This is a genomic window from Paenibacillus sp. FSL R5-0470, assembly GCF_037975205.1.
Lineage (GTDB): Bacteria > Bacillota > Bacilli > Paenibacillales > Paenibacillaceae > Paenibacillus_AQ.
The window spans coordinates 2,258,030-2,283,811 of record NZ_CP150238.1; the positions used below are offsets into that span (position 1 = coordinate 2,258,030).

General features: G+C 47.5%; 22 protein-coding genes. All 22 read left to right on the forward strand.

Annotated elements, in window-relative coordinates:
* Nucleotides 1–97: 97 nt before the first annotated feature.
* The 22 genes from MKY99_RS09585 (at nucleotide 98) to MKY99_RS09690 (ending at nucleotide 25,779) form a co-directional block, all read left to right on the forward strand.
* The gene (locus MKY99_RS09585; RefSeq protein WP_339271572.1) at nucleotides 98–1,300 is read left to right on the forward strand and encodes a collagen-like protein; all 1,203 of its coding nucleotides are present in this window, start codon (nucleotides 98–100) and stop codon (nucleotides 1,298–1,300) included.
* A gap of 158 nt (nucleotides 1,301–1,458) precedes the next feature.
* Nucleotides 1,459–2,868: an extracellular solute-binding protein gene (locus tag MKY99_RS09590; RefSeq protein ID WP_339270135.1), complete on the forward strand. Its 1,410-nt coding sequence runs from the start codon at nucleotides 1,459–1,461 to the stop codon at nucleotides 2,866–2,868.
* A 568-nt stretch (nucleotides 2,869–3,436) separates the two neighbouring features.
* A complete protein-coding gene (locus MKY99_RS09595) occupies nucleotides 3,437–5,095 on the forward strand; it encodes an extracellular solute-binding protein (protein WP_042186709.1) in 1,659 nt (552 codons plus the stop codon).
* A gap of 214 nt (nucleotides 5,096–5,309) precedes the next feature.
* Entirely contained in the window at nucleotides 5,310–6,170 is an 861-nt protein-coding gene (locus MKY99_RS09600) for an ABC transporter permease subunit (protein WP_231573479.1), read from the forward strand.
* Between the two features lie 48 nt (nucleotides 6,171–6,218).
* The gene (locus MKY99_RS09605; RefSeq protein ID WP_339270138.1) at nucleotides 6,219–7,097 is read left to right on the forward strand and encodes a carbohydrate ABC transporter permease; all 879 of its coding nucleotides are present in this window, start codon (nucleotides 6,219–6,221) and stop codon (nucleotides 7,095–7,097) included.
* Between the two features lie 64 nt (nucleotides 7,098–7,161).
* Entirely contained in the window at nucleotides 7,162–8,226 is a 1,065-nt protein-coding gene (locus MKY99_RS09610; RefSeq protein WP_339270140.1) for a zinc-binding alcohol dehydrogenase, read from the forward strand.
* On the forward strand, nucleotides 8,223–10,091 hold the full coding sequence (locus tag MKY99_RS09615; RefSeq protein WP_339270142.1) for a WD40 repeat domain-containing protein: 1,869 nt from the start codon (nucleotides 8,223–8,225) through the stop codon (nucleotides 10,089–10,091). Before MKY99_RS09610 ends, MKY99_RS09615 begins: the two co-directional genes overlap by 4 nt.
* 31 nt (nucleotides 10,092–10,122) lie before the next feature.
* Nucleotides 10,123–11,190, forward strand: coding sequence for a glycosyltransferase family 4 protein (locus tag MKY99_RS09620; protein WP_339270144.1), 1,068 nt, complete (start codon nucleotides 10,123–10,125; stop codon nucleotides 11,188–11,190).
* Between the two features lie 47 nt (nucleotides 11,191–11,237).
* The gene (locus MKY99_RS09625) at nucleotides 11,238–12,143 is read left to right on the forward strand and encodes a Gfo/Idh/MocA family oxidoreductase (RefSeq protein ID WP_339270146.1); all 906 of its coding nucleotides are present in this window, start codon (nucleotides 11,238–11,240) and stop codon (nucleotides 12,141–12,143) included.
* 32 nt (nucleotides 12,144–12,175) lie between these two features.
* Nucleotides 12,176–13,174 carry a Gfo/Idh/MocA family oxidoreductase gene (locus MKY99_RS09630; protein WP_339270148.1) on the forward strand — a complete coding sequence of 333 codons (999 nt, stop codon included), beginning with the start codon at nucleotides 12,176–12,178 and terminating at the stop codon, nucleotides 13,172–13,174.
* Nucleotides 13,174–14,178, forward strand: a complete 1,005-nt coding sequence (locus tag MKY99_RS09635) for a Gfo/Idh/MocA family oxidoreductase (protein WP_339270149.1) — start codon at nucleotides 13,174–13,176, stop codon at nucleotides 14,176–14,178. Before MKY99_RS09630 ends, MKY99_RS09635 begins: the two co-directional genes overlap by 1 nt.
* Nucleotides 14,179–14,220: 42 nt before the next feature.
* Nucleotides 14,221–14,877 carry an RraA family protein gene (locus tag MKY99_RS09640; RefSeq protein WP_339270151.1) on the forward strand — a complete coding sequence of 219 codons (657 nt, stop codon included), beginning with the start codon at nucleotides 14,221–14,223 and terminating at the stop codon, nucleotides 14,875–14,877.
* A 24-nt stretch (nucleotides 14,878–14,901) separates the two neighbouring features.
* The gene (locus tag MKY99_RS09645) at nucleotides 14,902–15,663 is read left to right on the forward strand and encodes an SDR family oxidoreductase (protein WP_339270153.1); all 762 of its coding nucleotides are present in this window, start codon (nucleotides 14,902–14,904) and stop codon (nucleotides 15,661–15,663) included.
* Nucleotides 15,664–15,684: 21 nt separating this feature from the next.
* Nucleotides 15,685–16,575, forward strand: coding sequence for an SMP-30/gluconolactonase/LRE family protein (locus MKY99_RS09650; RefSeq protein ID WP_339270154.1), 891 nt, complete (start codon nucleotides 15,685–15,687; stop codon nucleotides 16,573–16,575).
* A 17-nt stretch (nucleotides 16,576–16,592) separates the two neighbouring features.
* Nucleotides 16,593–17,363 carry an SDR family NAD(P)-dependent oxidoreductase gene (locus MKY99_RS09655; protein ID WP_339270156.1) on the forward strand — a complete coding sequence of 257 codons (771 nt, stop codon included), beginning with the start codon at nucleotides 16,593–16,595 and terminating at the stop codon, nucleotides 17,361–17,363.
* A gap of 20 nt (nucleotides 17,364–17,383) precedes the next feature.
* A complete protein-coding gene (locus MKY99_RS09660) occupies nucleotides 17,384–18,283 on the forward strand; it encodes a fumarylacetoacetate hydrolase family protein (protein ID WP_339270158.1) in 900 nt (299 codons plus the stop codon).
* A 12-nt stretch (nucleotides 18,284–18,295) separates the two neighbouring features.
* Entirely contained in the window at nucleotides 18,296–19,135 is an 840-nt protein-coding gene (locus MKY99_RS09665) for an amidohydrolase family protein (RefSeq protein WP_339270159.1), read from the forward strand.
* A gap of 49 nt (nucleotides 19,136–19,184) precedes the next feature.
* Nucleotides 19,185–20,954 carry an IlvD/Edd family dehydratase gene (locus tag MKY99_RS09670; RefSeq protein ID WP_339270161.1) on the forward strand — a complete coding sequence of 590 codons (1,770 nt, stop codon included), beginning with the start codon at nucleotides 19,185–19,187 and terminating at the stop codon, nucleotides 20,952–20,954.
* A gap of 1,004 nt (nucleotides 20,955–21,958) precedes the next feature.
* Complete coding sequence (locus tag MKY99_RS09675) at nucleotides 21,959–22,975, forward strand: NAD-dependent epimerase/dehydratase family protein (protein ID WP_339271575.1); 1,017 nt, start codon at nucleotides 21,959–21,961, stop codon at nucleotides 22,973–22,975.
* Nucleotides 22,975–24,045 (forward strand): dihydrodipicolinate synthase family protein, encoded by a 1,071-nt coding sequence (locus MKY99_RS09680; RefSeq protein WP_339270163.1) that lies wholly within the window; start codon nucleotides 22,975–22,977, stop codon nucleotides 24,043–24,045. Before MKY99_RS09675 ends, MKY99_RS09680 begins: the two co-directional genes overlap by 1 nt.
* A 126-nt stretch (nucleotides 24,046–24,171) precedes the next feature.
* Nucleotides 24,172–25,353: a MalY/PatB family protein gene (locus MKY99_RS09685; protein WP_339270165.1), complete on the forward strand. Its 1,182-nt coding sequence runs from the start codon at nucleotides 24,172–24,174 to the stop codon at nucleotides 25,351–25,353.
* Between the two features lie 117 nt (nucleotides 25,354–25,470).
* On the forward strand, nucleotides 25,471–25,779 hold the full coding sequence (locus MKY99_RS09690) for a hypothetical protein (protein WP_076283228.1): 309 nt from the start codon (nucleotides 25,471–25,473) through the stop codon (nucleotides 25,777–25,779).
* Nucleotides 25,780–25,782: the final 3 nt, after the last annotated feature.

A 25,782-nucleotide genomic window follows, 5' to 3' on the forward strand; every position in this document is an offset into this window, starting at 1 on the left:
CTTTTTTCTGGATATGGATTCTAGTCTAGTAAAAACTAGTTATTGGTCCATGTCTAAAAGTAGTAAGATGCGTACACTGAACTATCTTTATAGGGAGGTGTACGTATTGAGTTGTCCAGACGATAAAAAATGTCATAAGAAAAAAATCGCCACTGTATTTCCTTCGAAAAGAAAAAGAAAAGAACATCGTCGAAAAGTTATTAAGAAAATTGTACAAGTCACATGTCCTCCGCCCGAAGTGAATGTTACCACTCCAACAGTCGTTGGAGCTACAGGACCTCAAGGAGCACAAGGAATCCAAGGAGTACAAGGGGCCCAAGGAGTACCAGGACCCCAAGGAGCACGAGGAATTCAAGGAGCAGAAGGACCTCAAGGTCCCGCCGGTGGGCCCCCAGGACCCCAAGGACCGCAAGGTCAACCTGGGCCAGCGGGAGCAATGGGTCCACAGGGTGTAGCGGGACCCGTTGGTCCTCAGGGTGCGCAAGGAGTGCCGGGTGCACAAGGAGTCGTAGGTCCTCAGGGATCGCAAGGTTTACCTGGTCCTGCAGGAGCAATAGGACCACAAGGTTTTGTAGGAGCAACCGGATCGACTGGAGCACCTGGGGTACCGGGGGCAGTGGGAGCAACCGGAGCACCAGGAGCGCCAGGAGCAGCCGGAGCAACCGGAGCAACCGGAGCACCAGGAGCAGCCGGAGCAGCAGGAGCAACCGGGGCAGCAGGAGCGCCAGGAGCAGCGGGAGCAACCGGAGCAGCAGGAGCAACCGGAGCACCAGGAGCGCCAGGAGCAGCAGGAGCACCCGGAGCACCAGGAGCGGCCGGAGCAACCGGTGCGACAGGAGTCGCAGGAGCAACCGGAGCGACCGGAGCAGCAGGAGGGGTATTAGGCTTTGCTGATTTTTTTGCCCTGATGCCCCCTGATAATGCAGCAACTGTAGCACCGGGTACAGACGTGAGTTTTCCTCAAAATGGCCCTACCAGCGGGACGACGATTGCACGAACGGGCCCTAGTTCTTTTAATTTAGCGGCAATAGGGACTTATCAGGTGTTGTTTCAGGTTAGTGTAACCGAAGCAGGCCAACTCATCTTGACTCTTAATGGCGCAGATCTGGCCTATACGGTAGTTGGACGTGCGACAGGTACATCAGAAATCGTAGAAATGGCTATAGTGCAAACAACGGTCATTAACACCATACTGACAGTTCGGAATCCTGCTGGCAATTCCACCGCACTTACTATTACTCCTCTTGCTGGAGGAACAAGATCTGTTTCAGCTCATCTCGTTATTACACAATTAGCATAGCGAAATCTCCTATCTATAGATAATTTGGAAGTTTGCCACCTCTAATGAGGTGGCTTTTCTTATGGCATTTGCTGGAATTTCCATTTGACTTCAATTCAGAGTTGACGCAAAATAAGAGGGAGATGATGTAAATTTGAATTTTTCGGGGAGAATTGTACATGAATAATAAATCAGGTCGTCATTCCTTCCGAGAGCGACTGGATCATATGGTGGGTAAGATTCGTACGGATATCCTAAGTGGAGTGCTACAACCAGGTGCTTATCTGCCGGCAGAGAGTATGCTAGCCAAGCAATTTGAGTTAAGTAATAAATCGGTCAGAAGAGGGCTGGATGTGTTAGTCCAAGAAGGCCTTATCGTCAAAATCGACCGTGTCGGAAGCAAGGTTATGGAGTCCGCGCAGGAGAGAATCCGTATTCATTTTGGCTGCAGTGCCTCGCTGTCCAAGGACTTTCTGCTGGATGATCTAATTGGTGAATTTCATCGCCTGCATCCCGGTATTCATATTCTTCCGCTGGCGCTGAATGATTTTGACCATGTGAATTCTGCCGTAGAGATGATCAATAATGGGATGCTTGATGCCGTATCGCTGAATAGCACGCAATTTCAGGAAATGGCTGAAAATGGCTCGGCTGAGCTGCTGGAATCGCTTGATCCTGATCCTGAATTATATCCAATCGCGACAGAAGCTTTCTACCATGAAGAACAGTTGTATGCTTATCCGATTTCCTTCTCCCCTGTGGTGCTGTGCTACAACAAGGCCCATTTTCGGGAAGCGGATCTTCCTGAGCCGGATAGCTATTGGACCTGGGATGACTTGATTGAGGCGGCTCGTCAGTTGGCAGAGAAACGTGGACGCCATGCCATTTATTTTGTACCTGCTTCCGAGAACCGTTATTCTGTATTCCTGCTGCAGAGCGGGATTCAAACCGTGGTAGACGGGACCGAACACCGTACACTTAGTCCGGAGACGGCAAATAGTCTCAGTGTGTATAGCCGTCTCGTGAACAACCATCAGATTTTCCCTAAATATCTTGCTGGCAATCATGAGGATGAGACGATTTCTTTGTTTGTCCAAGAACAAGTTTCTATGATTCTGACGACCTTTTTTAATTTAAATGAATTCAAGACCTTAGCGCTGGACTATGATCTTGCTCCGTTACCTAGGCTGAAAACAAAAGATCCGCAGAAGACATTACTGGTCACGATCGGAGCGGCTGTGGTCCGGAATTCACGACAAAAGGAAGCGGCTCGTCAATTCGTTAACTTCCTTGCTTCCGTAGAAGCACAGAAAATTATTCGGGAACGCACAGTAAGTATTCCAGCTCGAAAGCGGATCGCTGAGATGAGCACGGCGGATCATTTGAATCGTCCTTCGAGATATCTGATGTACAGAGAGCTATTTCCGACCTTCTCCTACCTTAAAGATTTAGGACTTCCCATAGCCGATCTAAAAAGCTTTCGTAAATTGTTGAACGCTTATTGGTCAAAGATGATTGATGAGGAAACGCTTCATGAGGAATTGAGTCTCTTAATCTCGGAACAGGATGCTGCCGATCAAAAGGTTTAAAAGGTGTTTTTCTGCGAAGGCTGTTCTCTTTAGAATATCAGAAAAGCGTGATAATGGTGCTGGTGGGCCATTATTACGCATTCTTTTAAATAAAAGCAAGCAGAAGTTGTATATTGTGCCTAATCTTTATGAGATCAGAGATGGTTTATTTAAAGCAGTTAAATACGAGTAGTTTTGTAAGCGTTTTCTATTAAATTTGAGGGATTTCAACATTTTGCGACAGGTACATGTTATATAAGATTACACTTATTAGAGATATTTCTTATTATTATATTGACATCATGTAGGCTGGAAAATATAATAAAATACATCAGATATATATCAGATTAGCGTAATAAGAGATCTGATACTCTGAAATGTAAATCAAAAAGAAGTCAGAACAGATGTTTTCGTCTAATTAAAGTAGAAAAAAGGCAGTTGAAAGGAGGATACCCCCTATAAAAGGTAATTTTCAGAGTGATTACTCATTTAAAAATTTATTGATGTATCGTTGATTCCTTCTGATTGATGTTAGTGAATATATCATAATGATTATCTTATTTTTTAGTTATTAATAGGGGGTTGAATTATGAATGTTGCTAAAAGGAAATTAGTTCTGCTGCTGCCTGTCCTGTTGTCATTAGTTACACTCGTATCTGCTTGCGGCGGTTCGAATACTAAGACTGGCAATACCGCAGATCCTACTGCGGAAGTTCAGAAGGCTACGCAAGCTCCCGCTAAGGAAGGTAAAACAGTAGGTGGTCTGCAGCTCCCGATTGTTTCAGATAAGCTTGAACTGTCACTTTGGTCACCCAGCGGCGGCAATTTCAGAGGAACTAATTTTAATGAGAAATTATCCTTTCAGCAAATGGAAGAGAACACTAACATTCATATTGACTTTCAGCATAGTACGGAAGCCAGTGCGGAAGCCTTTAGCCTATTGATGTCATCTGGTAAGCTGCCGGACATTATCTACAATGATCTATGGGGCACGGATTCCGGAAAATATGGTACACAAGGCGCGCTGCTTCCCCTGGAAGATTTAATTGAGAAAAACGCGCCAAACTTCAAGAAAATCCTCGACGACAACCCGGATATCCGGGGACAAATTACTTCGCCTGAAGGCCACATTTTTTACCTGCCTAATCTCGTTCTTGATTCACAGGATCTCACTCAAATGTTCCCGCAAGTGCGGAAAGACTGGATCGATAAGCTGGGTCTGTCTATGCCGGAAACTACCGAAGATTGGTATAACATGCTCAAGGCTTTTAGGGAGCAGGATGCCAACGGAAACGGCAAGAAGGATGAAATTCCACTAGTCACAGTCAACTTGGAAAATATCATGATGTTATTCGCGCCTGCCTTTGGCGTCGATTACGGATTCTTCGTGGATAATGGCCAAGTAAAATATGGCCCGAATGATCCTAAATTCAAGGATGTCGTAACCTATCTGCACCGTCTTTATGATGAACAATTGCTTGACCCGAACTATCTGGTAGATACCACATTCCAGACGCTGACTGAGAAGGTGACTACCGATGTGGCAGGGGCATGGTTTGGCTGGTCTGGCTCCTACATGGGGAACTTTACTACCCTAATGGAGGGCAAACATCCAACCTTCAAAATTGCACCAGCCATTCCACCTAAAGGACCGAACGGTGATCAACGTCATGTCTCCTTCCGCTGGCAGGCAGCAGCACACGGATTAGCGGTTTCCTCGCGGACGGAACATCCTGAGGAAGTGATGAAATGGCTGGATTATCAATACTCAGAAGAAGGCATTCTGCTGAACAACTTTGGGGTTGAAGGCAAGTCATATGATCTGGTAAACGGAGAACCGATTTATAAGAAAGAAGTAACTCATCCGACCAATGGCCTCACGAATACGCAAGAGCTGCTGAACCATACGATCGGGGGCGGAAGCTGGGCTACGGTAGCGGATACGAGATATGCTGAACAAATCCGAGAAGCTAACGGGCAAACGGAGAATCCGCTCGAGTTATATAGTGACTATATCGATTTTGATAGCAAGTTGCCTCCAGTCCAATTCACAACAGAGGAAAACGATGTAGTTGTTCCTTTGATGGCCGATATTCAGACCTATGTAGCCGAAACAATCAATGCCATGATCATGGGGCGCCAAAAGATTGAGGACTATGACAAAGTAATGAAGCAACTTGAGAAGATGGGAATTAACGATGTGTTAAAAGAGTATCAGGTTGCATACGAGCGATTTAAAGGGAAATGATTCAGCTTGTGAGGAGGTTGTCGTGGGTCGAGCGGTTCAGAGAGTGCTTTGTGACCGCTCGCCACATGACAGCTATGACTAACGCCAGTGTCCGGGAGAGGAGAACTATATGGCTGTACCTGTAAAAGTCGCTAAAGTTGAAAGCAGGAAGCTTCCGGTCAAGAGGAGTCCGATTCCCTGGAAGCGGATAGCCTCCAATCGCTATCTTTATCTCATGCTCCTTCCTACGGTTTTGTATTTTCTGATTTTTGAATACAAGCCGATGTATGGGGCGATCATTGCCTTTAAGAATTTCAACCCCTACTTGGGGATCACGGATAGTCCTTGGGTGGGCTTCAAGAATTTCGAAAAGTTTTTCGAAAGCTATTATTTTCTCAGACTGCTTAAAAATACCTTCTTAATGAGTTTCTACTCACTCATCTTCATTTTTCCTGCTTCACTTGCTTTTGCTTTGCTGCTCAATGAGCTGCGGCTCAAGAAGCTGAAGTCCTTTCTGCAGACCGTGTCTTATTTGCCGCATTTTATTTCGCTGATCGTTATCTGCGGGATGATTATTGATTTCACCAAGCCCGGAGGCATTATTAATAGCCTGTTGCTTGGCATCGGTCTGATCTCGGAGCCTATTCAGTTCCTGATTCTGCCGGAATGGTTTCGAACGATCTATGTGGGTTCTGGTATGTGGCAGAGCCTGGGCTGGAACTCAATTATCTACTTAGCAGCGTTATCTGGCATCAATCCGAGCCTGTACGAGGCTGCAGTTGTAGATGGTGCAGGGCGATGGAAGCAGCTAACGAATATAACGCTGCCTGGGATTTTGCCTACCGTGTTAATCCTCTTGATTCTGAATGTGGGTACCCTGCTGAATGTGGGCTGGGACAAAATTATATTGCTTTACAATCCTGGAACGTACGTCACTGCGGATGTTATTTCAACATTTGTTTATAGACGAGGTGTGATGGAAGCGAATTACAGTTTTTCTGCCGCGGTAGGATTATTCAATTCCATAATTAACTTCACATTACTCGTTCTAGCCAACCGTATCAGCCGGAAAACAACTGAAAGCAGCCTATGGTGAGCATAAGCTTCCGATACGAGTTTTGTACGATTTTTAGGAGGGTAGACAATGGTTGTGAAACGCAGTATGGGTGAAATCATTTTCGACAGCTGCAATGTGCTGTTTCTAATCTTGTGTTCTTTCCTGTTCCTGTACCCGATGTGGTACGTGCTGGTCTCCTCATTCAGCGATGCTCATGCTATTGCTGCGGGGAAGGTAAGCTTCTTTCCGATCGGCTTTAATCTGGATGCTTACAAGCTGGTATTTGAGGATACGCGAGTATGGACGGCTTACGGAAATACTTTCTTATATGTCATTGTCGGTACGTTGATTAATCTGGTGCTTACTACACTTGGTGCCTATCCTCTGTCCAGAAAGAATCTGGAGGGGAGAAATGTCATAATGGCTTTTATTGTGTTCACGATGTTTTTTAGTGGTGGCTTAATTCCGGCGTATCTGAATGTCCGTGAGCTTGGCTTGTATGATACACGGTGGGCACTGCTGTTGCCTGGTGCGGTTAGTGCCTTCAATTTGATAGTGATGCGGACTTTCTTTCAGTCTATCCCTGATAGTTTGATAGAGTCTGCCAAGATAGACGGCGCCCACGATTTCAGAATTTTACTGCGGATCGTGCTTCCGCTCTCCATGCCGGTTCTGGCGGTGATGACCCTCTTCTATGCGGTAGGCCACTGGAACAGTTGGTTCTCGGCCATGATTTATTTACAGGATCGGAATTTGTTCCCGCTTCAATTGATATTGAGGGAAATCCTGATTCAATCCTCTGCGCAAAATATGCTGGCAGGTGTTACCCAAGATGAGGTATTTCGGATCAGTGAATCTATTAAATTCGCTACGATAATCATTGCTACCGTTCCCATTCTGATGATCTATCCATTTTTACAGAAATATTTTGTAAAAGGCGTAATGATCGGTGCGTTGAAGGAGTAACACCCATAGAGAAGATGCTGCATGTGACGGAATCGTTTCTGAAGCAGTCGGGAGGAGAAGACATATGAAGGCGGTAATATCTCAGGAAGGACAGATTCGCATGTCGGATGTTCTGACACCAGTCATTGAAGATGGATTTGTACTAGTCCAGACTGAATATTCGGCGATTAGCCCCGGAACGGAAATGATGATGAATGGCCTGCACCGTACGCAACAAATTGTACTTGGATACAGTGCAGCAGGTGTAATCCGAACACGTGGGAAAGGAATGGAGCACTGGCCTGAGGGTCTTCGGGTAGCTTGTTACGGCGGTCCTTATGCGAAGCATGCAGAATGGCTGCTAATGCCTCAGCATCTGATGGTGCCCATTCCTGACCATGTTAGTTCAGAGGAAGCATCAACAGTAGGGCTTGGAGCCATTGCAGTACATGCAGTAAGGCAGGTTGCACCGCAGTTTGGGGAGACACTTGTGCTGATCGGTGCCGGAATTCTTGGGCAGTTGATTGCTCAAATTGCTAAGGCGGCAGGATGCCGGGTGATCGTCTATGATTTGCTTGCAGAGCGCTGTGAGATGGCTGAGCACCTTGGAATTAGACATATCGCTACTAGCCCGGAGAAGGTTAAGGAACATCTTGCTAACCTGACGGAGGGCATGGGAGCAGATGCAGTTATTGTATGTGCCGGAGGTAAAACCGGAGACCTTATTGATCAAGCGCTAGAGTGGGTACGGGATCGCGGCAAGGTACTGTTGGTTGGAGATGTTAAGCCTGATTTCTCTCGTGATCTGATGTTCGGTAAGGAAGCCCAAGTGCTGATTTCTAGAGCCGGAGGTCCCGGACGATATGATCCTATTTATGAGCGGAAGGGGATCGACTATCCTTACGGCTACGTGCGGTGGACGGAAGGTCGTAATATGGCTGAATATATTCGCTTAATCTCTGAAGGGGACATTCAGGTGAAGCCGTTGATTAGCGCGATATTCCCGGTTGAACGCTGTGAAGAAGCCTTTCGGCGTTATGCAGAGGACCCCGTGGATCTGTTGGGAGCGGTCTTAGCTTATCCTGCAGCAGTCTCTGGATGTGAAACGAAGGTGAAGGAACAGCTGACGAAAGAAGGCGGGAGCAGATGAAGGCGCTGCGGATCGGTGAACCACTGAATGGTCTGGCGGTTTGGGCCTCAGCTTATGGAACATGGCAAGGGGCAGACCGGATCTACGCTGTTTCTTCCGGAAGTCCTTGTATCTTATTTGTTCTAGACCCGAGTGGTGAACAAGCGGTGGAACGGTATGCGCTGGAAGGCTCGGATCATTGCTGGGGTGTAGTCTTAACAACCAGCGGAGTATATATCGGGGGAAGTGGCATTTTGTACAGGTACACTCATGAGAATGGTGTGGAGAACCTGGGTGAGATGATTCCCGGTGAATTCTATACGTGGCGGTTGGCAGCAGATACGCAAGGCAGGATCTATGGGGGATGTTATCCTGGGGGGAAAGTGTTCCAGTATGACCCAGCGACAGGAGTGTTTAGGGATTACGGTGCTATGGTAGCTGGAGAACAGTATGCGCGTTCTATGGAAGCATGGAACGATAAGCTCTATGTGGGAGTTGGTACACAAACCCCACATATTGTTGTACTGGATACGGAGACGGGAGAACGCTCGGAAATCAGGCTACCAGATGAATGTAAAAGCGAGCAACTGGTGTATGACTTGAACATCGTTCAGGGCAAGCTTTTTGCTCGAATTACACCGTCTGCACGGTTGTGCATTTATGATCTGGAACTGCAGGAGTGGGGAGACACTTTGGATCATGTGAGTGGACTTAGTGTTTCGCCGCCGGATGAGCTGGGAAATGTGTATTTCATTAAAGATGACTATTTGCAGCGTTATGATGTCCGGACTGGAAGCCTGTTCGTTACTTCACTAGTTATGCCGGAGCCGGCAGGTGATTATAGCTGGCTGAATAACCATGCTCTAAATCGGAAAGAGCGCTGCTTAACGGGTGTATACAGGGACGGGAGTTGCTGGATTTACGATCCGGCGACGGATCGGTATACGGTCAAAGACTTCGGCCTGCAAGGTCAATCGGTCCATTTGCAGTCTATGACCTATGGACCTGATGATGCTCTCTATATCGGAGGGTATTTCGCAGGTGGGCTGGCCAGATTCGATAAGGCAGCCGACGAGATCATTTCATATCGGGGCATTGGTCAGACGGAAGGTATGCTTGCTGGGAGCGATTGTCTTTATCTAGGTGTATATCCGCGAGCGAATATTTTCAAATATGACCCGAATGAAGATTGGAAGCCGGGAGAGAATCCAGAGCTGCTATTTTCCTTACAGGAAGAGGAGCAGGACCGCCCTTTTGCTTGGGCTTGGGCGGGAGAAGAACTGGCAATTGGAACGGTTCCTTCCTATGGTCGGCATGGAGGAGCGTTGACACTGTACAATCCTGCGAGCGGTGCGCGTGAGGTATTTAGAAATCTTTTGCCGCTGCAGAGTGTGGTGTCCTTGACCTGTAGAGATCAGCTATTGTTTGCTGGAGGGTCCGTCTGGGGTGGACTTGGGATTGCTCCTCAGCGTGCGGATGCCTCTCTAATGATTTGGGATCTAGAGAAGCGCTGCAAAGTATGGGAAGGTATACCGGTGCAAGGGGAAAGGGCTATTTCTGCTTTGGTTCTAGATGATGCAGGGCATCTTTGGGGTTTGACGGCAGGTAAGTTATTTCGGTTCGATCCACAGCTTAAGCTTACTGTAAAGACTTACTCTTTGTTCTCCATGGACTGGAATGATGTGACTCATTTTTGGCGTAGCGGCAATGAATTGCTCTACAAGGAAGGCATGCTGTACGGCGTGTCGATGAATCGCTTGTTCAAGTTTGATGTGCGGAGTAAGGAGCTTGAGGTGTTGAATGACGATGCGCGGCTTCTGACGATGGACCGTGAGGGTGATCTGTTTTTTGCAAGAACTACAGCATTGTATCGGATGCACAAGTAAGGTCTGCACTATCCTTGGCGAAGGGTGAGGGATGATGAGAATCTTATATTTTTATAAATTCTGTATTCTAGGTGGGGTAACCACTCAACTTGCAAATAGACTTAAATTTTTGCGGCACCACTCGGAAGTGCATTTTGCTTTTTTGGAAGATTACGGCGGGGCAAGCGCTTTTGATGGATACGAGCATGTCCGAATTCTGGGGACGGTTGAAGAGATTAAGAGCTACATGGAAGTCTATGATTTCGATGTCATTATTACTATTGATACTTACGAGCTGTATGAAGCGCTTGAGCCTGTACAAGAGGGAAAGGTTATTATTCATGAGGTACATACCACCTATTCCGAACCCCTACAGAAGTTGGCTGCAACGAAAGATAGTTTGCCTTTTCACTATGTGATCACTCCCTCCGCTTACATGAAGGATTATTTGGACGGGATCGGCATAGCGGGTGCTTATCATATTAATAATTGCCTGGATACTGATTTGTTCCGATATGAAGCGGGTATTGAGCAGGAGCCTGCCACTATTTTGTGGGTGGGTAAACTGGATGATCACAAGAACTGGTCGTCCTATTTGAACATTGCTGGAAAGCTGAATGCCAAGATGCCAGAGCTGCAATTTATGCTTGTTGGGGGATATACTGCTCCCGATGAGATCAAGAAACAGCTGATGGTAAAGGTGGAACAGCAGGGGATTAAGTATTTCAAGTGGATTCCCAAAGTGGATTACGATGAGATGCATCGCTATTATTCATCGGTTACGCAGAATGGTGGGTTATATATTAGTACCACGACCAATGAATCTTTTGGGATGACCGTACTGGAGGCGATGGCCTGCAGGTGTCCGGTAGTGGTTCCGAGTGTAGGGGCGTTGCCTGAATTATTGGATGGTCCGTTAAGTGTTTCCCTATACGAATCAGGCAATGAAGAGGAGTGTGTGGACAGATTGAGCGCACTGCTGGAGCAGAATAGTCTGAGGGAAGGCTTGAAGTCATTGGGAGAACAGAAAGCTAGAACTACTTACAGCATCGAACAAGTGGGAAAAGAATACATGGAACTACTTGAGCGATTCAGAGAAGAACGTTTAATTCTTAAATAAGTAGATCACTCCATGGGGCTGTCAACCGAATAAGAGGTGTTGTTGAAATGGAAGAGCTGCAGATCGGTATGGTAGGAATGGACACTTCGCATAGCAGGATTTTCGCGGCGCTGCTAAATGATGAATCTCATCCGCTTTATATTCCGGGTGGCAGGTTACACTGCGGTTATCCGGGGGGTTCTCTTGATTTCGAGCTAAGCTATTCACGTGTGAGACCGATTAGCAGTGAATTGCAGGAGCGCTATGGGGTTGAATTGCTCGATTCTATAGAAGAAGTTGCGGAGAGATCTCATGCGATTCTATTGACTTCTGTAGATGGGAGAGTGCACAAGGAACAATTTGCGGTGCTGGCTCCTTACGGAAAGCCGGTATTCATTGACAAGCCGTTAGCGGTTTCTTCTGAAGATGCGAAGATGATTGTGGAATTGGCGGAGAGGTACGGAACGCCATTTTTCTCCAGCTCTATGCTACGTTTCGGTGGACCACTGGTAGCCCTCTTAGAGGATGAAAGTGCAGGTGCTATTCTAGGTGCGGATTGTACTGGACCACTCGATCTACAGCCGACACAACCGGGGTTATTCTGGTATGGCATACACGCTGCTGAGATGTTATATGCCGCCCTTGGAGAAGGTTGCCATTGCGTACGTGCCGTCAGTAACGATACGCAAGAATGGGTAGTCGGCCAGTGGAAGGACGGGCGAATCGGGACGATCCGCGGAAACCGTACAGGCGGCTCTGATTTCTATATCGTATTGCACCGTGAACGAGGGAGTAACGGAATTAACGCGCTCGGAGCAAATTACAACGCAGGATACCAGCAATTACTGAAGAAATTTATAGCTATGGCGCGAGGGGACTCTCCGCCGGTACGATCTTCCCTAACACTAGAGTTGATTCGCTTCATCGAAGCGGCCAACGAAAGCCGGGTAAGCGGTGCTGATGTTCGTCTGTAAAGGAAAGCACAATCTGAAAGGAGTGTAGTGTATTGATTAGGACAGCAGTGATTGGATGCGGTGGCATGGGGACTGTTCATGCGGATCGCTACAAGTCCATGCCCGAAGCTGAGCTTGTAGCCGTATGTGACATCGTTGAAAAAGCCGCTGAGGTGCTAGGAAATTTAGTGGGCGTTAGCTATTTTACATCTGTACAAGAAATGCTCGAGCAGGTAAAGCCAGAGGTGGTCAGTATTGCTGTGCCGACCTATTTGCATGTAGAACTGGTACGGATTGCGGCTGACCATGGTGCGCATGTGATCTGTGAGAAGCCGCTCGCACTCACTTCGCAGGAAGCGGAAGAAGCAATTCGTTACTGCAACGAGCGCGGTGTACGTTTGTTTGTGGGCCATGTCGTTCGTTTCTTTCCTTCTTACAGACAGCTTGCGGAGGGAATAACGCAGCTTGGCAGTGTTCAAGGCGGAATATACCATGCTAAACGGGCGGGTTCACATCCCGGAAACGTGCAAGCGTGGTTTCGGGATCCATTTCTTAGCGGTGGCGTCATTATAGATTTAATGATTCACGACATTGACTACATTCGTGGGGCTTTTGGTGAAGCCCGTGAAGTATATGCGTTCCAGCACCAGTCGGAAGACATAAATTATGCTTCAGCCACTTTCCGGTTCAAGAATGGAACCATTGCACAGCTTGAGGCATTTTGGGGGTATCCAGGGCCGTTTCACTCCTCTTTTGAATATGCGGATGCGGAAGGAATCATCTCAGGCGGAACCGGGGATGGCGAAAGTCTGCATATTCGCAAGTCGATAACGACGGGCTCTACATCGGGATTTGTGGAGACGCCCTCGAGTGTGCTGCTGAAGGATCCGTATTATTTGGAATTGGAGCATTTTCTAAGCTGTCTAACAAGTGAGGAAGAGCCGATAGTCACTGCGCAGGATGCGCTGGAAGCTGTACGCTGGGCTGAAGCCGCTCAGCAATCGGCAATGACCCATCAACCGGTGAAGCTTGAAGTGAAGGGGGATATTTAATGAGCCGTTTGAATATTGGCATGATCAGTTTCGCGCATGCGCATGCTTTTGACTATTTGGCAAGTTTACTGCACATGTCTGAAGTGACGGTCAGTGGAATTGCTGATGAGGTGCCAGAGCGCACACAGGCGCTCGCAGAACGTCATTCGATTCCCTATTATGCTAACTACAAGGAACTTCTGGAAGATGCGAATATAGATGCCGTAATTATTTGCTCAGAAAATGTCTATCATGCTGAGCTAACCATCGCTTCAGCCCGAGCGGGCAAGCATGTACTGTGCGAGAAGCCGCTAGGTCTGTCAGTTGAAGAAATGCAACGCATGATTTCGGTCTGCTCTGAAGAGGGAGTACAGCTTATGACAGCCTTTCCTTGCCGCTTCCTCACTCCGGTTGTGCGGGCTAAGGAATCACTAGATCGCGGCGATATTGGTGAAATTATCGCTTTTAAAGGAACTAACAGAGGTTCTTTTCCGGGACCTAGATGGTTCTCTGATGAAGCCCTATCGGGAGGCGGTGCTGTTCTAGATCACACTGTGCATGTGATGGATCTGATGAACTGGTTCTCTGGTTCTTCTGTAGAACAGGTGTATGCCTATGCGGATACCTTATTTGATTCAGAGTGCAAGCGGACGATCGATGATGCTGGAATGGTGCATGTAACTTTTGAGAATGGTGTGTTCGGAGTGCTGGATCCTAGCTGGTCACGCAATCCCGGCTTTCCCACATGGGGGGATGTGACCCTGGAAATCATTGGAACTAAAGGTGTCATCTCGATAGATGCTTTTAACCAAAAAAACAATGTATACGGAAGAGCATCTGGCAAAGGGAACTGGACCTTCTGGGGAGATGACATGAATGAACTGATGCTGAAGGCTTTTGTACAGGCGCTTCTAGAAGGGGTGGAGGTACCGATTTCAGGAATAGATGGACTCCGATCCACAGAGGTTGCACTTACCGCTTATCAATCTGCTCATGCAGGCCAACCCGTGCGTTTAATTAAATGAGGATGCTGTAAGTACAAAACTTTGAGGAGGATGGAACCGCCTATGAAGGATCAGGAATTGTTCGATAGCATGTGTGAAAAGCTCTACTCTGCGGTAATCTCTGACACGTTGGATCAATTGGGCTATCGTAATCAGGTGATGCGGGAAAATATCAACCCGATAGATCCTACCTGGATCGTTGCTGGAAGAGCAAAGACCATTCTATCTGTGGATATTCATCATTTGCCGGAAGATCCTTACACGAAGGAGATTGAGGCGGTGGACAGCGTTAAGCCCGGTGAGATTGTCATCGGCTGTACGAATGAATCGCGGCAGAACGGACTGTGGGGAGAGCTATTGTCTACGGCTTCCAAAATGAGAGGTGGCCGCGGAGCCATTGTAGATGGACTAATCCGTGATACTGCTAAAATTCTGGAGCTTGGTTTTCCTGTCTTTGCTACCGGGACCAAACCTGTTGATTCTCAAGGGCGTGGAATTGTTATCGACTATGACATTCCGGTGTTATGCGGTGGCGTAATGGTCCATCCCGGAGATGTAATCTTTGGTGATCGTGATGGTATCGTTGTGATTCCGGGCGCCATCATCGATGAAGTGTTCCAATTAGCCATGGATAAGGTGACTCGCGAGAATAATACACGGGATGAACTGCTCGAAGGATATACCTTGCGGCAGGTCTACGATAAATATGGTGTGCTCTGAACAAGGTCCGAGGGAGTGATATACATGAGGCTGGCTGGCAAAAGAGCATTGGTCACAGGTGCAGCAAGAGGGATTGGACTTGGAATCGCCCATCGATTTCTGGAAGAAGGCGCTCAGGTGGTGTTGCTGGACCGAAGTGAGGGTGAGCTTCTTATTGTACTTGAAAACTTGAAGGATTATGGTGAAAAAGCTGCAGTAGAGATATGTGATCTTCGCGATGTCTCACAGTTAGAACAATCTGTTGCCCAAGCCTTTGAAAGGTTCGGTGGGATAGATATTGTAGTGAACAATGCCGGAATCGCCTTTCGTGAACACTTTCTCGACATCTCGGTTGAGCATTGGAATGCAGTATTTGATATCAACGTAAGGGCGGTTTATTTAATAGGTCAGCTTGCAGCGAGACAAATGATTTCTCAGGGTGGCGGAGGCGCCATTATAAATATGAGTTCCAAAAATGGTCTATCAGCAAGCTCGGAGCTCGCGCATTACAATGCTTCTAAGGCTGCTGTTATACTGCTAACCGAATCGATGGCAGTGGAGCTGGCGGCTTATGGGATCCGGGTAAACGCAGTAGCACCGGGATTTGTGGATACACCCCTCGACAGCAAGCTGCGCGAAGCTTCGAAGCTCCCGGCTTATTCGGAGCATACTCCGATGAAGCGGGCGGCAACGATAAGGGAAGCTGCCAATGTATTTCTTTTTCTGGCTTCTGATGAAGCCTCCTATGTAACGGGAGAAACCATTCGTGTGGATGGTGGACATTTGGCTAATGGTAGTGAGCTGTAAATAGAAGAAGGAGTGAACGTATTGGAAATTACAGAAATTCAGGCAGAATTGATGATTGATGCTCAGGCTGAGCTTGGTGAAGGGCCGCATTGGGATGCCGAATCCAAACAGTTGTATTGGGTCGATATAACGGGTAAGAAGCTTAGAATATACGACCCGATCACTGGTGGTGAAGTAGTTCGCTCTTTCGACCAAATGGTCAGTGCAGTTATTCCTACGACAACAGGAGGACTTCTATTGGCTATGGAGGATGGGGTCTACCTTTCTCAAACTGAAGGATCTCCGGTGCTGCTGACTTCAATAGAAGCGGATCTTCCACGCAACAGAGCAAATGATGCCAAATGCGATCGACAAGGCCGACTGTGGGTGGGGACGATGAGTATGGATGATGAGCCGAAAGACGGAGGCTTCTATGTCGTGGAGTCTGGCGGCTTCGCTCGCCAAGTGTTATCTGGCATCGGCTGTTCGAATGGTATGGCTTGGGATTATTCGCACAGCAAGATGTATTACATTGATACGCCGACTAGGCAAGTGGATGTATTTGATTACGAGGAAAAGTCTGGAAGGATAAGTAACCGAAGATTAGCGTTCCGAATTCCTACAACAACTGGCTATCCGGACGGAATGACAATAGATAGTGAAGGCATGCTTTGGGTCGCCCACTGGGGCGGCGGCTGTGTATCACGATGGAACCCGGAGACGGGTGAGCAGCTTGGACTCATTCGAGTTCCAGCACCACTGGTGACCTCGTGTACTTTTGGAGGCAGTGATCTAACGGAACTCTACATTACAACTGCAAGGATAGGGATGCACGAGAAAGAGTTACGTGATTATCCGTTTGCAGGCGGTTTGTTTATGGTTAAGCCCGGAGTGAGTGGCTTGCTGCCCGGAAACTTTCAGGCTAAGGAGTAAGATGAGGAGGCGAAGCGATGCGACTCAAAGATAAAATCGTCATTATAACCGGAGCAGGCTCGGGGATTGGAAAAAGCACGGCCGCACTATTCGCTTCAGAAGGAGCGACAGTAATCATTGCCGATGTCCAAGAGGATTCAGGAAAAGCCGCTGTCACTGAAATAGAGGCGACGGTTGGAAATGCGATGTTCATACCCTGTGATGTAACCGATGCTAGCAGTACTACCGCGATGGCTGATCAAGTCTTTAATACTTTTGGACGTATCGATGTGCTCTTTAATAATGCGGGGATCAGTGGCGTAGGTACTGTGCATGAGGTTTCCGAGGAAGTATGGGAGAGGGTCATGCGGGTTAATGTGACGGGTGTGTTCTTAACCTGCAAGGCTGTCCTCCCTTATATGATGAAGACCAAGAAGGGTTCTATCATTAATATGTCCTCTGGCATCGCCGAAATCGGAGTCGCAGAGCGAGCTTCCTACAGTGCTTCTAAGGGAGCTGTTCTATCTTTAACTAAAGCGATGCAGGTTGATTATGCATCTTACGGCATTCGTGTAAATGTGCTGCTACCAGGTACGATTATGACTCCGTTTGTAGAAGGTTATTTGAAGACTTCTTTGGATCCAGAGGCTTCGGTTGCGGCCATTAAGCGTAGACAGCTTAGCGGTGAGCTTGGCAAACCTGAGGATGTGGCACGAGCTGCACTATTTCTTGCTTCCGATGAGTCCGGGTTTGTAATGGGTTCGCCGCTATATGTGGATGGTGGCCTTGTCTTCGGAAAAAATGCATAAAGTGAAGGAGAGTGTTATAGATGAGGCTAGTTACCTTTTTGCAAAAAGAAGATGATCATATGGGCGTTCTAACCGACCATGGTGTGGTGGATATTGAGGCGGCACAGACTGCATTATCCACTCGGACGGAGGTTCCAGTAACGGTTAAGCAATTGCTTGATGGTGGGGAGGATGCACTTAACCAACTGAGGATTTTTGTGAATGAGCTGCCTGAAGGAGAAGTGAATCCATCCTGGCTGAAGCAGGAAGATGAATTAGTATTCGGTCCCTGTGTTACTGATCCTGGCAAAATCATCTGTATTGGTCTGAATTACCGCCGGCATGCGGAAGAGACTGGGATGGCTATTCCCGAATATCCCATCCTGTTCAATAAGTTTAACAATACACTAACCGGACATGGCTCAGAGGTTCCGCTTCCGAGGAACAGCCAGAAGGTGGACTACGAGGCAGAGCTTGGCATCGTCATCGGACGAACCGCGAAATATGTGACAGAGGAAGATGCACTGGATTATGTCTTCGGGTATTGTACGGCTAATGATTTGTCGGCGCGAGATTTACAGATGCGGACGAGTCAATGGCTAGCGGGAAAGTCTTGCGATAAATTTTCACCCATTGGGCCTTACTTAGTCACTGCGGATGAAGTAGGCGATCCCAATCAGCTCGATATTCAGTGCACGGTGAATGGTGAACTGCGTCAGAACTCCAACACTTCGGACATGATTTTTAATTGCAAGCAGGTTGTCAGCTATGTATCCCAGTGTATGACGCTTTCACCGGGGGATATTATCCTGACTGGAACACCAGAAGGCGTAGTGATGGGTTACCCTCCAGAGGATCAGGTCTATTTGCAAGCTGGTGATGTGGTCACGGTGCAGATTGAGAAGCTTGGTGCCATTACAAATACGATGGTTAGCGAATAGGAGGGAGTAGGGATGATCTTCGATTGTCATACCCATTTGTTTGGACCGGGAATGGTTTCAGGACCTACGGATGAGGCGATCAAACGGGCTTGGGGACCGAATATGAATATCGAAGCAACCCCCGAGCAACATCGTAGTAATTTGGAAGGATTCTCTGGTGCTATCGTATTGGCCATGGCAGCGCATGCAACAGGACTGGTTGTACCGAATGCGTATGTCGCAGATTACTGTCGTACGGATCCAAATCGGTTATTCGGTTTTGCGAGCGTAGATCCCAATCATCTGGATTGTGTTGCTGAATTTGAGACTGCGATCCGTGAGATGGGATTAAAAGGGCTGAAGCTTGCGCCTATCTATCAGAATTTTTATCCTGATGATCCCCGGCATTATGCCCTCTATGCCAAAGCAGAACAGCTAGATGTACCTATTCTTTGGCATCAAGGAACCTCTTTTGTACCGGAGGGTTATCTGGATGCATCAAGGCCGGCGATGCTGGACCCGATTGCCCGTGCTTTTCCGAAGCTGAAGATGATTGTGGCACATATGGGTCATCCATGGATTGATGAATGTATTTCATTGGTGCGCAAGCATCCTAATCTGTATATGGATGTTTCTGCTTTAGGAAGTAGACCTTGGCAATTTTATAATGCACTGGTATCTGCGATGGAATATGGGGTTCAAGATAAAATATTGTTTGGGTCGGATTATCCGTTCTTTGGGACACAGAAGATGCTGGATGCTCTGTACCATATCAATGATCTAGCGGAGGGAACGAAGCTGCCACAAATACCGCAAAAATATATCGAGAACATAATACATCGTCTAACACCGGAAATTATTGGTTTTATCTGAAGCATTTATGCTTGGTCTATAAGCGAGGTTGTTAAAAGGAGATGGGGTTATGGCGGAGTGCAGGGACAGCGAGAAGAGTGTGGCTGAATCAGGCGGTAAGTTGAAGAGCGAGGCTTATTTTCAGGAAAAAGATTTATGGGGATTTATCCATCGTTCCTTCACGAAGTCTATGGGGTACACCGAAGAAGATCTCCGCAAGCCAGTGATCGGCATTTGCAACACGTTTAGTGAGCTGAATAAATGCCATTCCCATTTTAATGAATTGGTGGATTATGTGAAGCGTGGTGTTTGGCAGGCAGGGGGAGTGCCGATGGAATTCCCGACGATTTCGATTGGTGAGCCTTATGTGAAGCCTACAACGATGCTGCTGCGTAATTTGATGGCAATGGATACGGAAGAAATGATGAAGGGGCATCCCATTGACGGGGTAGTGCTGCTTGGGGGTTGCGATAAAACGGTACCCGCTCAGCTGATGGCAGCCGCTAGCGCCAATATTCCAGCCATTGTATTGACAGGTGGCCCTATGCTAAATGGCCGATTGGGCGGGCGTAGCCTTGGAGCGTGCACGGATTGTTATGGCTTTACGCTGGAGCATAAAGCCGGAAATATAAGTGACGAAGAGCTGGCTGTTGCAGAGAATGCAATTTGCCGTAGTGATGGTCACTGCATGGTGATGGGCACAGCAAGCACTATGGCCTCGATCGCCGAAGCGATCGGCATGGCGTTACCGGGCTGTGCGGCTATTCCGGCGCCGGACAGCAGACGCAGACATATGTCCGAGCGGACGGGCAAGCAGATCGTAGAGCTGGTTCGTCAGGGCATTCGTCCCCGCGACATCATGACTGCGGCGGCGATAGAGAATGCGATCACAGTTACGATGGCGAGCGGCGGATCGACGAACGCTATCATCCATCTTATAGCGATCTCCCAGCGGCTGGGGATGAAGCTGCCTTTAGAGACATTTGACCGGATCAGTAGTCAGACCCCGTTTATTTTGAACCTGCGTCCTTCGGGCAAATATCAGATGGAGGAGTATTTCGAGGCAGGTGGTGTACCCGCGCTGATGAAGGAGCTGGAGCCGCTGCTGCATGGGGATTGTTTGACTGTAACAGGCAGAACGGTTACAGAAAATCTGGTTCAGGCATCGACACTGGACAGAGATGTGATTCGTTCTTTGGAGGAGCCGCTGGACAGTCAAGGTGGAATTGCTGTGTTGCGCGGGAATCTGGCGCCGGATGGGGCGCTGATCAAGCAAACCGCTGTATCCGCTCATCTCAAAAAGCATATCGGACGCGCAGTAGTGTTCGAGAGCCCGGCCGATCTAAATGAGCGGATCGATGATCCTGATCTGGTCGTGGATGAGAACAGTGTGCTAGTGCTTAAAAACGCAGGTCCGAAGGGTGCTCCAGCGATGCCGGAGATCGGGCAAATCCCGATTCCACAAAAGCTGCTGAAGCAGGGCATACGCGACATGGTCCGCATCTCTGACGCGCGGATTAGCGGTACTTCCTATGGCGCATTAATTGTACATGCGGCGCCGGAGGCTGCTGTCGGTGGTACGCTGACGCTTGTGCAGGATGGCGACGAAATTGAGCTGGATATTTCCGCGAGGCGCTTGGAGCTGAAGGTGTCGGATGAAGAATTGGCACGACGTAGGCTCTCATGGCAAGCGCCTAAGCCGCACTACGACAGGGGGTATGGCTTGCTGTTTCATGAGCGTGTGCTTCAAGCGAACCTCGGTTGTGACTTTGACTTTCTTCTCCCTGTTGAGCTTAGAGAAGAGTTGCTGAGCGAGAGGGAATCGGTGCACATCAAATAATAGCCGAGACTCAAATAATCTAATGCTTGTGAAGATAAAATAGCTGCACTTTATACAACTACAGTATATCGTAATCGTCTCATTTGGACTTTAATTGCACTTCATACAGTTAAATCTTATCAAATCGCTGTTTTTAGCCTCATTTTGGATTATTAATTGCAGATAGTACAACTAAATTGCCATCTACGGGAACAGGAGTTGTTATAAGTGTACGAAATACACTTATATCGCACGAATTGTACAAATTGTACGAAGTGTACGAATCGCACGCATTGCACGATTCGCACGAATCGCAAGTGTCGCGCATGTCGCAAATATCGCACGAATCGTACGTATTTGCGGCTCCGGAAGTGGCTATCGGAGGAATTGCGACCCTTGTGCAGGATGGCGATAAAATTGAGTTGGATATTTCCGCGAGGCGCTTAGGGCTGTAGGTGTTGGAAGAGAATGAGACCAAGCGTCGGATTACAAGGTAAGCGCCTAAGCTACACTAAGACAAAAGTTAGTATGAGTTTACTAGATTGTTTGACTGAACTGGATAGGCTGGACTGAGTTTGGTTTATTGCTTTAATTGATTTGAATGAGATGATTGCTTTGCTTTGAGTGATTGCATTTTATGCAATAGATTCCGCTCTAGAGAGGCTGGACTTTGATTCTATTGCATTTTGTGCAATGAAATTTCAGGTAATCACCACTAAACGAGCTTATAGCAGGAATCTGATGTATGAAGTGCAATAGATTCATTTTTTAGCGATGAATTTGGAAATTCTATTGCACATTCTGCAATCAGGGAGTTAGTTTTCGATTGTAGCAAGCTAGTTTGTGAATGTAGCTAGTTAGCTTTCGATTGTAGTTAGCTTGGTTTCCGATCACAACAAGCTAGTTTCTAATCTCAGATAGCCCGGCTTTCAATTACAACTAGCAACGTGTCCAATTACATCAAGCTATGAGGTCTTTTGTGGTAAAAGCAACAAACTTGAGTCAATGGAGAGGAGAGTTCAATGATGCGAACCGTTCAAGAGTTGGAGGAGCGCTTGGCAAGTCCGTCCGCAGCACTGATTGAGGAACTTAGCCAGCTCGATGGAGATATTATGCTACTAGGCGTGGGGGGCAAGATGGGACCTAGTCTCGCAAGGCTAGCGGTGAATGCAATTCGCCAAGCGGGGCTAAACAAGAAAGTGATCGGCGTATCCCGTTTCTCGAATAAAGAGCTGAGACGAGAGCTTGAAGAGGCCGGGGTCGAGATTATCTCCGCCGATTTGTCTGACGATAAGACGCTGCAGGCACTCCCTGAAACCCAAAATATTCTCTATATGGCCGGGAATAAATTCGGCACGACCGGGAATGAGCATTTCACTTGGATGATGAATGCCTATTTGCCGGGCCGCGTTGCGGAACGTTTCCGTAATTCACGAATGGTTGTATTCTCGACAGGCAACGTTTACCCTTTTACTCCGGTCAGCCAAGGAGGCGCAACGGAAAGAACTTCTCCGAACGCGAACGGGGAGTATGGGCAATCCTGTCTGGGCCGGGAGCGTGTATTTGAACATTTCTCTCATAAAAATGGAACGCCGACGTTCATTTATCGGCTGAATTACGCCATTGATCTGCGGTATGGTGTGTTATTGGAGCTTGCTCGATCGGTCAGGGAGGGACTTCCTATTGATATCACAATGGGTCATGCCAATGTGATCTGGCAAGGGGATGCGAATGAAATCGCATTGCGAGCACTGCTGCGTTGCAGTTCGCCACCTAATGTCATGAACATTACTGGGCCTGAGACATTGTCCCTGCGCTGGGCTGCGAATGAATTCGGCCGAAAGTTAGGCATTGAGCCGATTTTTACAGGTGCAGAAGCACCTACTGCACTGTTAAGTAATGCAGCGAAAGCCGCTGCTACCTTTGGCTATCCGCGGGTATCGCTGGCCGAAATGATCGACTGGATTGGCGATTGGGTAGGGCAAGGCGGAGAAACCTGGAATAAACCCACGCATTTTCAGGAGCGGGAGGGCAAATATTAATGACACTGACAAGAGTACCTTTGACTTCGGAATTACATGCCGCGCTTTATGATGGGTTGGCTATTCCCGCACATCCTCTCGCCTTAACTAAAGAGCGCAAGCTGGATGAGCGACGTCAACGGGCACTTACCCGATATTATGTTGCTTCCGGGGCGGGTGGAGTCGCGGTTGCCGTGCATTCCACTCAATTTGAGATCAGGAATCCAGAAGTAGGGCTGCTGGAACCTGTGTTACGTCTAGCTGCGGAAGAGGTGGAACGAGCTCAGTTAGATCGACCTTTCATGAAAGTAGCGGGTATTTGCGGTGGGACGGAGCAGGCTGTTCTTGAAGCGCGCCTTGCTGCAAGCTTTGGTTATGAATCAGGACTGCTCAGTATGGGAGGCTTGCAAGACTTAAGCGAGGAAGAACTGCTGGAACGAACACGCAGAGTGGCGGATGTGATTCCGGTATTTGGTTTCTACCTTCAGCCGTCGGTGGGAGGACGGATTTTAAGTTTTGATTTTTGGAAGGCATTTGCTGAATTAGAAGGCGTAATCGCCATCAAAATGGCACCGTTCAATCGTTATCAAACGCTGGATGTAGTCAGAGCAGTGCTTGAATCCAGCCGTAGCGAAGAAATTGCTCTGTACACCGGAAATGATGATAATATTGTCAGCGATCTGCTCACGACCTTCCGATTTATGGTGAACGGCAAGCCCGTTGAGAAAAAAATAGTCGGCGGCCTACTCGGTCACTGGGCAGTCTGGACGAGCAAAGCAGTACAGCTGCTTAATGAGATTAAAAAGGTCAGAAGTGAACCCTCGTTGGCATCCAATTGGTTGACGCTTGGGGCTGAAGTGACGGATAGCAATGCGGCGATATTTGATCCCGCGCATCATTTTCATGGCTGTATCCCGGGTATTCATGAAGTACTTCGCCAACAAGGATTGCTTGAAGGCTTATGGTGTCTAAATCCGGAGGAACGATTATCCCCGGGGCAAGTGGAGGAAATCAACAGAGTGCGCAGAGACTATCCCCATCTGGTGGATGATGGATTTGTGGCATCGCATTTGGAAGAGTGGCTGCAATAACACGTAGTTGTATAAGAGTTAAGGAGGGCGCACTTTCGACAAGTGCGTTCTTTCTTATCCAGAGTGCGATATCCTCCGCCTCATGATACAATAAGGGACAAGTTTATAAGGATGAGGTGACTTTAATTGAAGTATGATTTCGATCGCGTAATTGACCGCCGTAATACACGTTCTTACAAGTGGGACCAGTCCGAGAAGTTGTTTGGTGAGAAGGATATTATGCCACTTTGGGTGGCAGACATGGATTTTGAAAGTCCTCCTGCAGTGAAGGAAGCGATTCTGCGCCGCGCAGAACAAGGGGTTTACGGATACAGTGTACCTAGTGACTCTTATAAAGAAGCTATCACGTCGTGGTTCAGAAGACGGCATGATTGGGAAATTAAACCGGAATGGATTTCGGATTCTCCCGGAATCGTAACCTCCTTAAGTTTTGCTGTAGAGCTGTTTACCGAGCCAGGGGACGAGGTTATTTTACAGTCGCCAGTCTATTATCCCTTCTATGACGTCATCCAAATGAATGATCGCAAGGTCGCCAAGAATCCGCTTGTTATTCGTAATGGACGCTTCGAGATGGATTATGAGCAATTGGAAGGGCTGATGCAAGGTGGAGCCAAGCTGCTGCTTTTATGCAGTCCGCATAATCCGGGTGGTAGAGTATGGGAAAGAGAAGAGCTGCTGAAGCTTGGTGAGCTCTGTCTGCGTTATGGAGTGACCGTAATCTCTGATGAGATTCATTGTGATTTGGCGCTTCCAGGTTATGAGCATATCCCTTTTGCATCCTTATCTGAGGAAATTGCGAATATTACACTAACCACACTTGCCGCGACCAAAACCTTCAATCTACCGGGGTTACAATCTTCTTTTATCGTGTCTTCCAATCCGGAATTGAAGCTTAAATTTGATCGAAAAATGAAAGCCTTGAGTTTACATATGGCTAGCTACTTCGCCCAAGGTGCAGTAGAAGCTGCCTATAATGATGGAGAAGAATGGTTGGATGAGCTTTTAGAGTACGTGTCCGGCAATGTGGACTATGCGATTAGCTATCTGTCGGAGCATTTGCCGCAGGTCCAAGTGATGCAGCCACAAGGCACATACCTGCTATGGGTTGATTGCCGTGGTCTAAATCTGGATATAGATGGACTTAAACAGCTGATGTACAAAGAGGCTAAAGTTGCTTTTAATGAAGGCTCTGTCTTTGGAACTGAGGGACAAGGTCATCTGCGGATCAATCTAGCTTGTCCTAGATCTATTCTAGTTGAAGCGCTGGAACGCTTTTGCCGAGCAGCTGTAGCTTATACTGCGAAATAAAAGGTATTCCTGAAGCTTGATGATTCCTTCTAAGGGGATCGTCGAGCTTCTTTATTTTGCAAAAAGGTAAAAAGAATAATAAAATGGAGTCCATTACGTCAAGCAGGAGGACTTCAAATGAAATGGGTAGCTCAGCTTCCGTATTATAAGATACAGCGAGAAATTAAGGATGGAGAACAACGAAGTATTACATGCAATCGCTTAATGTATTTGTACAAAGATAGAGTCGTGACTCGTCATCGTGAATTTCCAATAAAAGATATTTTAGATATGTCCTATCGCTCAATGGGAGGTTCTGAGGGGATGTTCTATCTGTACACGAGTAAGGGTGTATATACTTATTTGGTAGAGTGTGATCCTGAAAGCTTTATTCATACTTTTAAAGAACAGCAAATGAATAAAATTGAGCGTACGGGTAGGCCGTGATAT